The organism is Edaphosphingomonas laterariae, assembly GCF_900188165.1.
Taxonomy (GTDB): Bacteria; Pseudomonadota; Alphaproteobacteria; order Sphingomonadales; family Sphingomonadaceae; genus Sphingomonas_E; species Sphingomonas_E laterariae.
The window spans coordinates 35,262-50,495 of the sequence record NZ_FZOS01000019.1; the positions used below are offsets into that span (position 1 = coordinate 35,262).

The window sequence follows — 15,234 nt, forward strand, 5'->3', positions numbered from 1 at the left end:
GTGATTGTTCGAGGCGGCCGACAAGGACCAGAAAACCGAAGCCCCGACCGAGAAGCGCAAGCGCGAGGCGGTCGAAAAGGGCGACGTTCTTCAGTCCCGCGAACTCGGCACCGCGCTTGTCGTGCTGGCCGGCGCGGCGTGGCTGGCGCTGGCCGGGCCCTGGCTGGTCGGCGCGCTGGAGGAGATGCTGCGCGCCTCGCTCACCTTCGACAGCAGCGCCGTCAGTGATTTCGATCCCTCCCGCGCGCTTCTGATGATGCTGGGGATCATCGCGCTGCCGGTGGTCGTGCTGTTCGGCCTCACCATGCTCGCCGCGATCGGCACGCCCGCCGCGCTTGGCTCGCTTGGTTTCCGCTGGGGCGCGGTCGCGTTCAAGGGCAACAAGCTCAACCCGCTTAGCGGCATCAAGCGCATCTTCGGCATGCAGGGGCTGATCGAACTCGGCAAGTCGCTGGCCAAGGTGCTGGTGCTCGGCGCGGTCGGCTGGTGGCTGATCGCCGATCAGGCGGGGTTGATGGTCGGGCTGGGCGGGCAGGATATCCGCACTGCGATCGGCGATCTCGGCGGCAGCTTCGTCTTTGCCGTGCTGGTGATGGCGCTGGCGCTGGTCGCGATCGCCGCGATCGACATTCCCGCCCAGATCTTCCAGCGCAGCGGCCGCCTGAAGATGACCAAGGACGAGGTGAAGCGCGAGCATAAGGAAAATGAAGGCTCGCCCGAGCTGAAGGCGACGCTGCGCCGCAAGCAGCATGAAATGAGCGCGTCGGGCCGCAAGGCGGTGGCGGAAGCGACGGTGGTGCTCACCAACCCGACGCACTTCGCCGTTGCCCTGCGCTATCGTCCGGGCTTCGATGCGGCGCCGGTGGTGGTGGCCAAGGGGCGCGGCGTGATCGCCGATCAGATCCGCCAGCTCGCCCGCGAAAGCGCGGTGCCGATGCTCAGCTATCCGCAGCTGACCCGCGCGATCTATTATACGTCGCGGACCAACCAGATGATCCGCGACGACCTGTATCTGGCGGTCGCCACGATCATCGCCTTCGTGTTCAATATCGATCGGGCCATGGCCGAAGGGATTTCCCAGCCCGATATCGCCGTGCCCGAAGCCGCCCGCTTCGACGAAGACGGGCGGCAGACGGGCTGATTGGGCGGGCCGATCCGGCGGATGGCCGGTTACGGCGCCATCACTTCCAGCGTGGTGACATAGCCGAGCCGGCGTTCGGTGGCGTTGGGAATGCTCGCCTTGGCGTCCGTCGCGCTGGCGTTCAGCCAGTACATGCCGGGTTCGGCCCAGTCGATCTTCACCTCGCCATTGGCGTCGGTGGTATAGTCCTTCTCGCCCAGCGCGTTGCGATAACGGATGCCGCCGGGGATCACCGTCACCTTCAGGCCGCTGGCGGCCTTGCCGTCGATCACGAAGCGGAAGGTGGCCTGCTCGCCCGCGACAAGGTCGTTGGGATGGGTGACGGGCACCAGTTCCAGGCCCTTGCCGGTCGGCTTCAGCACGCCGTCGCTGGGCGTGCCGGAGGTCACGAAGATCTCGTTGCGGTTCCAGCCTTCGGTCAGCTTCACGTCGGTCGCGCCGGCGGGAATGGCGGTCGCGATCTGATCGGCCCGGGTGCCGCGCGGCAGGCGCTTTTCCTCGCCGTTCAGCTTGTAGCTGCCCATGATGCCGCCGCCCGAATTGGCGATCTTGTACGTGCCCTTCTGCGTCAGGTGCACGTCGAAGGTGCTGCGATAGCGGCCGGTCGCGCCATTTTCGATCTTGGTCTCGCTGCCGTCCGGCGCCCAGGCCTTCATATTGTCCAGCCGGATCGGCTGATGCTCGAAGTAAAAAAGGTCGTTGGATACGGCGGCGTCGACCGTCACCCACACGTCGTCGCCCGAAACGATGGTCGACGAAGGCAGCATCCACTGGCGATGGGCCGAAGCGGCGGTGGCGACAATGCCAAGGGCGGCGGTGGCGGCAACGAGGCCGGCAAGGCGAAAGCGCATGGGTCTATCCTCTCTGGATCGGATCAGGGCTTGAAGGTGGCGACGACCTGGCCGAGCTCGGTCTTGCCGGCGGCGCGGACGGTCTGGCCCGGCTTGGGCGGCCAGGCGAAGGGAAGCTGAAGCAATTCGCGGCCGCCCACTTCGCGGGCCGCTTCGACGAACAGCACATAATTGCCCGGCGCCAGATTGGGCAGGCCGCCCTTGCCGGCGGTGAAGCTCGCCTTCTGCGGGCCGGGCGCCCGCGTCGCGCCGCTGATGCCGGCGGCGGGGAACTTCATCGTCCGGCCGGATTTGCGCCACCAGGTGCGCATGTCGCGCAGCCACTTGGTGCCCTCATTGGCCTTCATGTCGTCGTCATACCAGACGGCGACGGTGTGGGCGGCGGGCTGGCCGGCCTGTTCGATCCACATCGCGACATAGGGCCGGTGATATTCGGCGACCTTGAGCTGCGGGATGTTGACCGTGACGTCGATGCCAGCGGCCGCGGCTGGCGTGGCGGCGAGCGTGGCGGTGGTGGCAAGGCTCAGGCTGACGGTGCGCATCGGTTTCCCTCAGTGGATGAAATAGACCGCCAGGATGGCGGGGATGACGAGGCCCAGGCCGACGATCGGCCAGGTGCTGGGCCGCTTCGGCGCATGGAGCTGGAGGAGGAACAGGCCGGTCAAGGCGAAGATCAGGCAGGCGCCGGCGAAGATGTCGATGAACCATTTCCACGCGGTGCCGGAATTGCGGCCCTTGTGAAGGTCGTTGAGCCAGGCGATCGCCCCGCGTGACGTTTCCTCGGCGGTGACGCCGCCGGTCGCCCGGTCGATCGCGATCCAGCCGTCGCCGCCCGGGCGGGGCAGAGCGAGGTAGATTTCGTCGGCCGACCATTCGGCGATGCCGGTGGCCGGCACGTCGAGTTCCTTGCCCAGCCAGCTGGCCACGGCGGCCGGCAGGGGCTTCTTGGCGTCCGCCGCCTCATCGGGGGCGATCGCGGGCAACAGCCCGTCGGGCAGCTGCGCGGTCCGTTCGGTCGTAACCGGTTCGGCCTCGATCTCGGCGGCGTGGTTGAGCGTGATGCCGGTGATGGTGAACAGCAGCAGGCCGATCAGGCAGATCGCCGAACTCATCCAGTGCCAGGTGTGAAGCTGCTTCAGCCAGAAGGCGCGGGCGGACTTGCGGCTGCGCGCCGGCTTGCCGGCCGCCCGGCCGTCAGTTTTGCGGTCGGTGGACCGAATGTTGAGGGAGGTGGGGGAGTCGGGCATTGGCTGCCCGCATAACGCGACTGATTTTCGATAACAATCTTATTTGCGAACGGATCGCAGAAACCCCCTCCCCGCCGGAGGAGGGGGTTTGCGAAGCTATCGCGACAGCAGGCCGCGGGCCTGGCTGGCGATCTGGGCGAGCATCGCGGCGGTGGGCGCCGGCGCGGTGCGCGCGCGATCGACAAGGGCGCGGAACTGGGCGACGCGCGATTCATGCGCGGCGAGCCATTTTTCGACCCCCGGCAGCGGATCGCGCTTGCCGTCCCGCGTCAGGAAATCGAGGCGAAGCTGCTCGAAATCGCGCGCCAGCCCCGAAGCGAGCAGGCGTTCCCACGGATCGGCCGAAACGAAGCGCAGCGCCGCCGCCTTGGCCCAATCGAGGCCGAGCGCTTCGCCCAGCCGCACATAAGCGGTCGTCGCCGAAACCTCGTCGACATTGAGCCGCTGGGCGAGCGCAGCCGTCCCGACCGCGCCGTCCAGTTCGTCGAGCCGGACGATGCGCTTGACCAGCTTGGCATCGGCGCCGGCCGCGAGCAGCTTTTCGCGCAGCGCATCGGCCTGCACGCGGGCTTCGTGGCGCAGCAGCTTTTCGGCCGCCGCGTCGAGGCGGCTGACGCCTTCGCCGAAGCGGGCGACGATTTCGCCCGCCTTCATTTCCGCACCGCCCGACCGGATCAGATCGGCGATGTGGAGGCGCGCTGCCGACGATGTGGCTTCGAGCAACTGGAAGCGCGCATCTTCGGACAGCTTCGCCTGTTCGATCGCGGTGTAGATCGCTTCGAGCCCGAAGATCGCATCGGCCGCGAAATAGCTGGAGGCGACCTGCGCGAGGCTGATGCCTTCTTCTTCGGCGATTTCGAACGGCGCGACGAGGCCGAGCCGGTTGACCACGCGATTGGCCATCTTGGTGGCGATGATCGCGCCGCGCAGACGGTGCTGATCGATCGCATCGCCGAAGCGTTCGCGCATCGCGGCCGGGAAGGCGGCGTGGAGCAGCGGATCGAGCAGCGCATCATTGGCGATGTCGGTCTGTTCGATCGCAGCCTGCAGCGCGAGCTTGCCATGGCTGAGCAGAATGGCGAGTTCGGGCCGGGTGAGGCCGCGCTGATCCTGCGCCCGCCGGAGCAGCTCGTCCGATCCTTCGAGGCCTTCGACCTCGCGGTCGATGCGGCCCGCTGCTTCCATGATCTCGATCACGCGGACCTGCGCCGGCAGCGCCGCCGCACCGCCGCGTTCGGCGAGCGACAGGCCGAGCGTCTGGAGGCGGTTATCCTCCAGCACCAGCGCGGCGACATCGTCGGTCATGCTGGCGAGCAGCGCGTTGCGATCCTCGAAACCGAGGCGGCCTTCGATCATCTCGCGGTTGAGCGGGATCTTGATATTGACCTCATTGTCCGAACAATCGACGCCGGCCGAATTGTCGATGAAGTCCGTATTGATCCGCCCGCCGCGCAGCGAATATGCGATGCGGCCCGCCTGCGTGACGCCGAGATTGGCGCCTTCGCCGACCGCCTTGGCGCGCACGTCCTCGCCATTGACGCGGTGCGCGTCATTGGCGGGATCGCCCACTTCGGCGTTATTTTCCTCGCGCGCCTTGATGTAGGTGCCGATGCCGCCGAACCAGAGCAGATCGACCGGGCTTTTCAGGATCGCGGAGATCAGCGTCGACGGATCATAGCTGCCCGCCGCGAGGCCGAGCACCGCCGCCGCTTCCTTCGACAGCGTGATTTCCTTTTGCGTGCGCGGGAAGATGCCGCCGCCGGCCGAAATCAGCTTTTCGTCATAATCCGCCCAGGACGAACGCGGCAGCTTGAACATGCGCGACCGTTCCTTCCAGCTCGCCGCCGGATCGGGATCGGGGTCGAGGAAGATGTGGCGGTGATCGAAGGCGGCGACCAGCTTGATCGCCTTGGACAGCAGCATGCCGTTGCCGAACACGTCGCCGGACATGTCGCCGCAGCCGGCAACCGTGATCGCGTCCTTCTGCACGTCCACGCCCATTTCGAGGAAATGGCGCTGCACCGATACCCACGCGCCGCGCGCGGTGATGCCCATGCCCTTATGGTCATAGCCCTGGCTGCCACCGGACGCGAATGCGTCACCCAGCCAGAATTTGCGTTCGAGCGCGATCGCGTTGGCGACGTCGGAGAAGCTGGCCGTGCCCTTGTCCGCCGCGACGACGAAATAGGGGTCGTCGCCATCGCGGATCACCACCTTTTCGGGGTGGATCACCTTGTCCTCGACGATGTTGTCGGTGATCGACAGCAGCGAACGGATGAAGATGCGATAGCTTTCGGTGCCTTCGGCCAGCCACGCATCGCGGTTCACCGCCGGGGAGGGGAGCTGCTTGGGATAGAAGCCGCCCTTGGCGCCGGTCGGCACGATCACCGCATTCTTGACGAGCTGGGCCTTCATCAGGCCGAGAATCTCGGTGCGGAAATCGTCCCGCCGGTCGGACCAGCGCAGGCCGCCACGCGCGATCGGCCCGCCGCGCAGGTGGATGCCTTCCACGCGGGGCGAATAGACCCAGATTTCGCGCCACGGGCGCGGGGCGGGCAGGCCGGGAATGGCCGCGCTGTCGAGCTTGAAGGCCAGCGCCTCTTCCGCCGCGGGGGCGAAGGCGTTGGTGCGCAGCGTCGCCTGCACCAGCGCGCGGATGCGCCGGAGGATGCGATCGTCGTCGATCGCCGCGACCTGGACGAGCGCGGCGTCGATCGCGTCTTCCGCCGCCTTGGCCTGCTTGGCGCCGGCATGGGCGGGATCGTGCAGCGCGGCGAACAGATCGATGATCCGGCGCGCGGCCACCGGCGCCTTGCGCAGCGCCTGCGCCACCGTATCCAGCCCGTAGGACAGGCCGGTCTGGCGCAGATAACGGAACCAGGCGCGGAACAGCACCACGGCGCGCGGATCGAGCCCGACGGCGATGATCAGCTGGTTGAAGCTGTCATTTTCCGCCCGGCCTTCCAGCACGGCGGCGATCGCCCGTTCGGCGACGTCGGCGCGCGCCATCAGCGCATCGGGGTCGATCGTTTCATCCAGCTCGAGCAGATATTCGTGGATATAGCCGATCTTGCCGCCATCGAGCGCGGTGGGCGTTTCCTTGAGCACGCGGAAACCGAACGCTTCGAGCACGGGCACCGCATCCGACAGCGGGATCAGCCCGCCGAGCCGGTAGCTTTTGAGGCGGAGCTGGCGTTCGCCGTCCTTGGGCAGACGATAGAGCCGCGTGCCGCGATCTTCAGGCGTGTCGAGCCCGCGCAGGCGGACCATGTCGCGACCGGCCTCGTCCGCCGGATAGCGGTTGCGATAATCGAGCGGGAAGGCCGCGCCATAAGCGAGCAGCAGGCGGGTGGCCTGGCCGGGGCCGACCTGTTCGGCGAGCGCGGCTTCCACCGCCGGATCCCAGCCGCGCACCATCTGCACCAGATCGGCATCCAACGCGGCCGGATCGGGCAGCGGAACGCCGGGCTTGAGATCGAGCGTGTAGCGGATCAGCGCGAGATCGCCGTCGCCCAGTTCGATCGCCCAGCTGGAGATGGTGGCCCCGGCATGATCCTCGACCATCTGGCCGATCGCGGTGCGGCGGCCGGTGGACAGTTCGTCGCGCGGCAGCCAGACGAAGGCGAAGAGATGACGTTCGAGCGCCGAGGGCGACAGCACCAGCTTGGGGCGCGGACGATCGGCCAGCGACATGGCGGTGAGCGCCAGTTCTTCCAGGCTGGCGGCATTCACCGCGACCAGAATGTCGTGCGGCAGCGATGACAATGCGTGGCGCAGCGCCTTGCCGGCGTGGCCGGACGGATCGAAAGCGTATTTTTCGTCGAGCGCGTTGAGCCGCGCGCGGAGCACCGGCACCTTGTCCGAAGGCGCGCGCAGCGCGGCGCTCGTCCACAGCCCGGCATGGAGCGAGACGCCCGCAATCTTGCCGTCGACGCGGTGCGGCAGGACGATCAGGTCCATCGGCACGCGGCGGTGGACGGTGGCGACGCGATCGGCCTTGAGCACGAGCGGCGCTTCGCCACCCTGTTCGAAGCGGGCGATGGCGGAATGGAACGCCTCGTCGCTCCACACCGAATGCTTGGGGTTGGCGAGGATACCGAGCCCGTTGCGGTGATGGCCGTCGATCAGTTCGACACGGTGGCCGAGCAGGGTGAAATGCTTGTCGCCGAACCAGCGCAGCAGGGCGGCGCCTTCGCCATCGGGCAGGCGATCGCTGTCTTCGCGCAGCGCGGCCTGCAGGCGCGGCCAATCGGTAACGGCGGCGCGCACGTCAGCCAGCACGGCTTCCAGTTCATCGGTGAGCGCGCGGCGGGTGCGGGCATCGGCGCGCGCGATTTCCATATAGATCATCGATTCGCGGCGTTCGCCGCTGGCATCGCCCGGCAGGATCGCGGTCAGCCGGCCTTCGCCGTCGCGGCGCACGGGCACCACGGGGTGCAGCAGCCGGTGGATGGCCAGCCCGCGCGCGCCGATGGCGCCGGCCACCGAATCGACCAGGAAGGGCATGTCATCGTTGATGACGGCCAGCCGCATCGTCCAGCGGCCTTCCTCGTTACCGATCGATTCGAGGCGGATCGCCGCCTTGTTGGGCGCGCGTTCGGCGGCGGCTTCGGCGACGAAGGCACCGGCCGCCGCGCGGCCTTCATCGGTCAGGTCGACAGTTTCGCCGGGAAGCGCCCCCCGGGTCAGCGCGTCGGCAATCGCCGCGGCAATATTGTCGTCAATCGTCTGGGGATGCGCTTGGCTCGTCGCCGGCATTTTCCACTCCTGGAGCCTGATCGATCGACGGGGAAACGCTGCGCGCTTCCGCTGAAACCGTCAATCAGGCTCTCTCCTTTGGTTGAGACAGGGATTCACGATTCAGGCCAACCCGCCTGAAACGATCACGGACCAGTCGGCGGCTGGATCGCCGCTTCTGGCTGTTCCTGCCGAACTTATGCGCCCGCCCAATGACGGCGGCAAGGCGGGAGAAATCCACGCAATTCCGCGACAGGAAGGGGTGCCGGAGGGGCGCGGAGGGCGCGCCTTGCGCAGTGGCTGCGTAATATAATTACGCTAGTGGAAAACGAATCAGCGAATGCTGCGGCGCAGCGCCTGTTCGAGCAGTTTTTCCTCGCCGGTGACGGGTGCGAGGATCGCCACCGAACCGTTCGGTTCGCGCCGGCCGACGAGCAGCAGGAATTCATCGGCGACGGGGCCAAGATCGACATGCGCGCGCGGTGGCGCGGCGCGCAGCGCGGTCCGCGGATCGGCGGGGGCGGGGCGATGCGCCGGTCGGCGCGCGGCACGCTCGGCGGCGACCAGCCCCTTGAGTCCGCCTTCATGGCTTTCGAGCAGCCCGCGCAATTCGCCCAGGCCGACATCGGTGCGGCGGGCATAAGCCAGCGCGGCGGCGAATTCGGTCAGCCGCGTCTTGTCATAATCGGCGCCGAAGACGAGCTTCACCACCGGCGTCATCGGCGCGCGCGCCTGCGCCTTCATCCCGCAATCGGCCAGCAGTTCGGCATATTCGTCGGGCCGCGCCTCGGCGACGAGGGCAAAATCATAAGCCAGGCCGAGCGCGCGATAGAGCGCGGCGCGGGTGCGCGCGCGCGCGGTGCGGGCGGCGTCGGCGGTTTCGCGGGCGAGCGCCAGCCGATCGGCGAGCCCGATTTCGGCGGTCGCGTCATAGCCGCCTTGCTCGTGGACGGCATCGAACCAGTCGGCGTCGAAATCCTCCTCGGCGATCGGGAAGGGGGCGGCGGCATTGGGCCCATCTGCCCAGATCGGCGCCGGCGACGGCGCGGCGAGCGCCTGGCCGATCTCCAGCGACAGCGCATCGGCCTCGGCCGCGCTCACCACTTCCTTCCAGCTGATCACGCCGTAAACGAAGTCGATCGTTTCCCCGCCCGATGAAAAGGGCATCAGGATGCCGCGATAGAGCGTGTTGGCGCCGCGCTGGTTGACGAACTCGGCCTCGAAGCCGATCGGCGCGCGATTGGCGATGATCTCCAGATAATGATCGGTCAGCCGCGACAGCAGCGATCCGCCCGGCACCTCGGCGATGGTCGGCGGGACATCGGCATAATCGCCCTCGTCGCGCAGATCGGCGCCCATCACCGCGATGGCGGGATTTTCGGGGTCGCGGCTGAAATCCAGCAGCACGCTGTTCGGCCCGAAATCGGCGATGCCGGCCGGATCGAGATCCTGAATCGCGGGGAAGGGGCGGCCGGCAAGCAGCGACACCCAGTAATTATAGGCGCGGACATGCATGCGCCGCTCGTCGCTGCCGATCGCGGGCGGCGCATCCATCTGGGGCTCGGCTGCGGAAAGCTCCGCCTCAGCCTCGATCGTCGGCACCGTATCCATCCTAAATCGCCTTCGGCCGGGAAGATTCGGTGCCGATCATCCGGCATTGTGGTTTACGTTCGGTAAAATTGCCCGCCTGGCCAGGAAACGCATCGAGGGTGCTTGCCAGCCCCAAAAACGGCTGGTAAGGGCCGCCACCTTGCCACGCCGCTTTAGCTCAGTTGGTAGAGCATCGCATTCGTAATGCGGGGGTCACAGGTTCGAGTCCTGTAAGCGGCACCAGGCACACCAAAAGTGCCGGAAATTCGCAGAAATCGCAGAAAAGCGTTACCTGGCTCTTGCTTGGATGCTGCTGCCTGCCCGCCGGTGATCCACCCAAGAGAAAAGCAGGCAGCGGTGAGGGCGGTCCTTAGGCTATGTTATCCTAGGCGCGTCGCGACGTGCCTCCGGCAACCCGCCATCGCCATTGTCGCGCCCGGCGCTTATGCTGCCCGCTGCATGCTTCCCGCCCTCATCTTCTCGGCCTGCGCCATGACGTTGATCGTCGGGGTTCGCTATCTTGTCGTCAGCGGGGCCTTCGCGTGGGCGACGGCGCGGCGTTATCCCGGCCTGTATGCGGGGCAGGGGCGGCAGATCCGGCGGGAGATCGGCTGGTCGCTCGCTTCGGCCGCGATCTATGGCGTGCCCGCCGGCGTGCTTGCCTGGGGCTGGGACCAGCATAGCTGGACGCGCATCTATAGCCACGCCGCCGATTATCCGCTCTGGTGGCTGCCGCTGTCGGTGCTCGTTTTTCTGTTCGCGCACGATACGTGGTTCTATTGGACGCATCGCTGGATGCATCGCCCGGCGCCGTTTCGCGTCGCCCATGCCGTCCACCATGCCAGCCGCCCGCCCACCGCCTGGGCGGCGATGGCCTTCCACCCGTGGGAGGCGCTGAGCGGCGCCATCGTCATCCCCGGCCTTGTGCTGATCGTGCCGATCCATGTCGCCGCGCTGGGCATCGTGCTGGCGGTGATGACGGTGATGGGCGTCACCAACCATATGGGCTGGGAGGTCTTTCCCCGCTATTGGGTGCAGGGCAAAATGGGGCGCTGGCTGATCACGGCAAGCCACCACCAGCGCCATCATACGGATTACAGGTGCAATTATGGCCTTTATTTCCGCTTCTGGGATCGCCTCTGCGGCACGGATCGCGGTCTCGGCGCTTTCGATCATCGCGGCCGGGGCGGCGGTGCCGGCGCAGGCGGGGGTGACGACGCGGCTTGATCTCGGCATCAGCGGGTTGCGCTCGGTCGAAGGCAATATCCTCGTCTGCCTCACCCAGAATCCGAAATATTTCCCCGATTGCTCCGGCGATCCGGCGCGCCGCACGCTGACCATCGCGGCGGCCCGCGCCACCGGCGCCCACATTCCCGATCTCGCGCCCGGCCAATATGCGCTGTCGCTGGTCCATGACGAAAATGGCAATGGCAAGCTCGACACGCGGCTCGGCATTCCGCGCGAAGGCTTTGGCTTCTCACGCAATCCGCCGATCCGCTTCGGCGCGCCCAGCTTTTCCGCCGTGCAGTTCCTCGTGTCGGGGGCCGAGATGCGCCAGCCGATCCGCGTGAGATATCTGTTCTAGGCGCGAGGCGCCGGACAGGCCGCGTGTCGCCGTCTGTGCTGCAGTGCAAAAAAAAGGGCCGGTTCCCGAGAGAACCGACCCGAAAGTCTTTAGGAGAGGATGCCTGAAAGGCCCGTTCCTTTTGCGCCTGCGAAGGTTATGTTGCAAGTGCGAAATACAAGGTGATGATTGCAAATATTGCAATCATTGCGTCTGGCGCATCCGTAATGCCGGTGGACCCGCCGCGCCCGACGGCCTACAAGGGCGCATCCCCGGGGGACCCTGCGCACAGGGTTGAGAGGTGGCTGTCCGGCCACGACCCGCTGAACCTGATCCGGCTGACACCGGCGTAGGGAGGGTAAGACCGCAGCCCGTCTCCGCGACGGCCGTGGACCAAGCCCGCCTCTACGAAGATTGGAGACGAGCTGATGGCCGATATTCCCGCGCGCACCGAAATGAAGGTAACCACCGGCCCCATTCGCGGCAGCCGCAAGATTCATGTCGGTCCGCTCAAGGTGGCGATGCGCGAGATCGAGCTGGAGCCGTCCTCGGGTGAGCCGCCGCTGCGCGTCTATGATTGTTCGGGCCCCTATACCGATCCCGATGCCCGCATCGACATCATGGCCGGCCTGCCCGAATTGCGGCGCGACTGGATTCGCGCTCGCGGCGATGTCGAGGAATATGACGCCCGTGCCGTCCGGCCCGAGGATAATGGCCTGAAGGGCCCGGATCGTTCGGGCGGCGTCCAGCCTTTCCCCAATGTCCGCAAGCGCCCGCTGCGCGCCAAGCCGGGAATGAATGTCAGCCAGATGCATTATGCGCGGCGCGGCATCATCACGCCCGAGATGGAATATGTGGCCGTGCGGGAAAATCTCGGCCGTGAGATGCTGCGCGACAGGCTGGTCCGCGACGGGCAGGATTGGGGCGCCTCCATCCCCGATTATGTGACGCCGGAATTCGTGCGCGACGAGGTCGCCCGTGGCCGCGCGATCATCCCCAACAACATCAACCACCCGGAAAGCGAGCCGATGGCGATCGGCCGCAATTTCCTGGTCAAGATCAACGCCAATATCGGCAATTCGGCCGTCGCGTCGGACGTTGCGTCGGAGGTCGACAAGCTCGTCTGGTCGATCCGCTGGGGCGCGGACACGGTGATGGACCTTTCGACCGGCCGTAACATCCACGACACGCGCGAATGGATCCTGCGCAACTCGCCGGTGCCGATCGGCACGGTGCCGATCTACCAGGCGCTCGAAAAGGTCGGCGGCATCGCCGAGGACCTGACGTGGGAAATCTTCCGCGACACGCTGATCGAGCAGGCTGAGCAGGGCGTGGATTATTTCACCATCCATGCTGGCGTGCGCCTGCCTTATATCCCGCTCACCGCCAAGCGCGTGACGGGCATCGTTTCGCGCGGTGGCTCGATCATGGCGAAATGGTGCCTCGCCCATCATCGCGAAAGCTTCCTCTACGAGCATTTCGACGAGATCACCGAGATCATGAAGGCCTATGACATCGCTTATTCGCTGGGTGATGGCCTGCGCCCCGGATCGATCGCCGACGCGAATGACGAAGCCCAGTTCGCCGAACTCTACACGCTGGGCGAACTCACCAAGCGCGCCTGGGAACAGGATGTGCAGGTGATGATCGAAGGTCCCGGCCATGTGCCGATGCACAAGATCAAGGAGAATATGGACAAGCAGCTCGAAGCCTGTGGGGAGGCGCCCTTCTACACGCTTGGGCCGCTCACCACCGATATCGCGCCGGGTTATGACCATATCACCTCGGGCATCGGCGCCGCGATGATCGGCTGGTACGGCACGGCGATGCTCTGCTACGTCACCCCCAAGGAGCATCTGGGCCTGCCCGATCGCGACGACGTGAAGGTCGGCGTCGTCACCTACAAGCTCGCCGCCCATGCGGCCGATCTTGCCAAGGGCCACCCCGCCGCCAAGCTGCGCGACGATGCGCTGAGCCGCGCCCGTTTCGAATTCCGCTGGCGCGACCAGTTCAACCTCAGCCTCGATCCGGATACGGCCGAGCAATATCATGATCAGACGCTGCCGGCCGAAGGCGCCAAGACCGCGCATTTCTGCTCGATGTGCGGGCCGAAATTCTGCTCGATGAAGATCACGCAGGAGGTCCGCGATTTCGCCGCGAAGCAGAATCAGAGCGCGGACAGCTTCCTCGCCGCCGGCGATGCTGAAGCCGGCATGGCCGAAATGAGCGAGAAGTTTAAGGAGAAGGGCGGGGAGATCTACCTGCCGGCCGCCGAATAGACCGCGCCGCCCCGCCAGCCTTCACGACCCTCCCGGTGCGATCGCGCCGGGAGGGTTTTTCATGTCCCCTCAGCACCGCCTCGCAGCCACCGCAAACCCCCTCGCGAGCCTGTCTGCGCACCCCCCGCGCCATCGGCTCGCCGCACCATCCACTCCAATTGCCCGCACAAGCCGGGGTGCCCCGGCCAGCGTTCATCTGGCCGCAAGGTTGGGCTGAACAGGCACGAAATCCATGGCGCCCGGTGCAGCGAAAGCCCGCACTTCGCAGGGCGCCAGAAAGAGGGGATTCCGGTTGCCGACACGCCGACATGGGGGCGGCGGCCGGACAAGCAGCTGCGATCCCGCAGGCCCCTGATCGAGTTTGAAGGAGTCGTGCGAATGAATATCATTACCAAAAGCCCCAAGGCCCTCTTGCTGCTCGCCATGCTCACCGGCGCCGCCTCGGCGAGCATCGCGGCCGACACGCAGGATCCCAAGACCGATCTCACCGTCTACGGCACGGCCACGCCCGAAACGGCGGCCGAAATGACCGAAGGCCCCGAGGTCGAAGGCATCATCTCCGCGCGCAGCGGCGATAAGGTCCAGGTCACCACCGCTGACGGTGCCAGCACCGTCGTCACGGTGACGGATGCCACCCGGATCAGCGCGAGCAAGGGTCTGCTCGGCCTCAACAAGGATAAGCTCGCGGCCAGCTCGCTGCTCAACGGCCTGCCGGTGTCGATCAAGACCATGCAGTCGGGCGGCGGCCTGGTCGCCAGCCAGATCAAGCTGCAGAACAAGGATCTGCGCACCGCGTCGATGATCCGCAACGGCACCGATCAGCGTTTCGCCGAACAGACCGCCGCAACCGAGGCGCTGCGCGGCCGCATGGGCGATATCGATCAGTATAACGTCAAGGGCACGACCAGCGTGAACTTCGACACCGGCAAGGCCGTGCTGTCCGAACAGGCGAAGGCCGATCTGTGCGCCGCCGCCGCCTCGGCCGAAGGCATGGACAACGCCCTGCTGCTCGTCGTCGGCTACACCGATTCCACCGGCACGCAGGATTTCAATCAGGAACTCAGCGAAAAGCGCGCCGGCCGCGTCGTCAACTACCTGCAGCAGGCCTGTGGCTGGAAGCCCTATCGCATGCTGACGCCGACCGGCATGGCCGAAGCCGATCCGGCGGCCACCAACGACACCGACGAAGGCAAGGCGCAGAACCGCCGCGTCGCCGTCAACATCCTCGTCAGCAAGGGCCTCGACGGCCTGTAAGGCGCATGGGGTGGGCATCGCGCCCACCCCGGCCATTGCCGCATCGGAAAGTAGCGCTGAAGCGCCGATCGGGCGCTTGCCACGATAGGCCCGGGCGGCTGGCTCCCTACAGAAAAGCCAGATTGTTGATCAGTCTGGCGACCTTGCCCGTATCGCCGGCTTCCACCGCATCGGCGATCCGGGCCCAGGCGGCGGCGCTGGTGGTGCAGCGTCGTCGCGTTTCCTCATGGCGGGTTGCCAGCGCCTCGCAGGCGGCGCGCGACGCCAGGGCACGATAATCGATCGGGCGGGGCGTCACGGCGTCAACATTCTGCGGGCGGATGGGGCAGGGATATTTCGGCTGTCCAGCGCACATGATAGGCGGCCGCCAGCTGTTCGTGAACGATGCGGGAACACAGGCAGGCCGCACGCTGGGCGGCGGCAATCGATGCCGTTTCTCGCGAATGGAAATAATCTGATCGACTATATGGGGTCATCATGCGGCTCCACTGGCAAGCGGGAGCGCGCGTTCGTCTCTCAGTCACCGGAAGCCTGCTGGGATTCGGCCGGCGATGTGGCATCGTAAACCTCT

Annotated in this window: 11 protein-coding genes, 1 tRNA gene and 1 riboswitch; of the genes, 6 read left to right on the forward strand and 6 right to left on the reverse strand. The window is 66.5% G+C overall.

Annotated elements, in window-relative coordinates:
* Nucleotides 1-4: 4 nt before the first annotated feature.
* Nucleotides 5-1,141, forward strand: coding sequence for a flagellar type III secretion system protein FlhB (gene flhB, locus CHB74_RS15115; protein WP_089220477.1), 1,137 nt, complete (start codon nt 5-7; stop codon nt 1,139-1,141).
* Nucleotides 1,142-1,170: 29 nt separating this feature from the next.
* On the opposite strand, the gene CHB74_RS15120 is transcribed toward flhB, so the two are convergent.
* From CHB74_RS15120 to CHB74_RS15140, 5 genes are all read right to left on the reverse strand, one after another.
* Nucleotides 1,171-1,992 carry a DUF4198 domain-containing protein gene (locus CHB74_RS15120; protein WP_089220478.1) on the reverse strand — a complete coding sequence of 274 codons (822 nt, stop codon included), beginning with the start codon at nt 1,990-1,992 and terminating at the stop codon, nt 1,171-1,173.
* A 23-nt stretch (nt 1,993-2,015) separates the two neighbouring features.
* Nucleotides 2,016-2,534, reverse strand: a complete 519-nt coding sequence (locus CHB74_RS15125) for a DUF2271 domain-containing protein (protein WP_089220479.1) — start codon at nt 2,532-2,534, stop codon at nt 2,016-2,018.
* Nucleotides 2,535-2,543: 9 nt separating this feature from the next.
* A complete protein-coding gene (locus tag CHB74_RS15130; RefSeq protein ID WP_089220480.1) occupies nt 2,544-3,239 on the reverse strand; it encodes a PepSY-associated TM helix domain-containing protein in 696 nt (231 codons plus the stop codon).
* Between the two features lie 96 nt (nt 3,240-3,335).
* Nucleotides 3,336-7,997: an NAD-glutamate dehydrogenase gene (locus tag CHB74_RS15135; RefSeq protein WP_089220481.1), complete on the reverse strand. Its 4,662-nt coding sequence runs from the start codon at nt 7,995-7,997 to the stop codon at nt 3,336-3,338.
* 312 nt (nt 7,998-8,309) lie between these two features.
* Nucleotides 8,310-9,587, reverse strand: coding sequence for a PAS domain-containing protein (locus CHB74_RS15140; protein WP_089220482.1), 1,278 nt, complete (start codon nt 9,585-9,587; stop codon nt 8,310-8,312).
* Nucleotides 9,588-9,733: 146 nt separating this feature from the next.
* Between CHB74_RS15140 and CHB74_RS15145 the strand changes: the two genes are divergently transcribed.
* The 5 genes from CHB74_RS15145 to CHB74_RS15165 all read left to right on the forward strand — a co-directional run bounded on the left by CHB74_RS15145 (nt 9,734) and on the right by CHB74_RS15165 (nt 14,663).
* Nucleotides 9,734-9,809: transfer RNA gene (locus CHB74_RS15145), tRNA-Thr, on the forward strand.
* Nucleotides 9,810-10,025: 216 nt separating this feature from the next.
* Nucleotides 10,026-10,793: a sterol desaturase family protein gene (locus CHB74_RS15150; protein WP_089220483.1), complete on the forward strand. Its 768-nt coding sequence runs from the start codon at nt 10,026-10,028 to the stop codon at nt 10,791-10,793.
* Nucleotides 10,777-11,151 (forward strand): DUF2141 domain-containing protein, encoded by a 375-nt coding sequence (locus tag CHB74_RS15155; protein ID WP_245842951.1) that lies wholly within the window; start codon nt 10,777-10,779, stop codon nt 11,149-11,151. The genes CHB74_RS15150 and CHB74_RS15155 overlap by 17 nt, the downstream gene beginning before the upstream one ends.
* Before the next feature lie 242 nt (nt 11,152-11,393).
* Nucleotides 11,394-11,503: riboswitch (TPP riboswitch) on the forward strand.
* A 55-nt stretch (nt 11,504-11,558) separates the two neighbouring features.
* Nucleotides 11,559-13,409: a phosphomethylpyrimidine synthase ThiC gene (gene thiC, locus CHB74_RS15160; RefSeq protein ID WP_089220484.1), complete on the forward strand. Its 1,851-nt coding sequence runs from the start codon at nt 11,559-11,561 to the stop codon at nt 13,407-13,409.
* A gap of 378 nt (nt 13,410-13,787) precedes the next feature.
* Entirely contained in the window at nt 13,788-14,663 is an 876-nt protein-coding gene (locus tag CHB74_RS15165; RefSeq protein WP_089220485.1) for an OmpA family protein, read from the forward strand.
* A 106-nt stretch (nt 14,664-14,769) separates the two neighbouring features.
* Here the strand turns inward: CHB74_RS15165 and CHB74_RS15170 are convergent, their stop codons facing one another.
* A complete protein-coding gene (locus tag CHB74_RS15170) occupies nt 14,770-14,961 on the reverse strand; it encodes a hypothetical protein (RefSeq protein WP_144033804.1) in 192 nt (63 codons plus the stop codon).
* Nucleotides 14,962-15,234 lie beyond the last annotated feature (273 nt).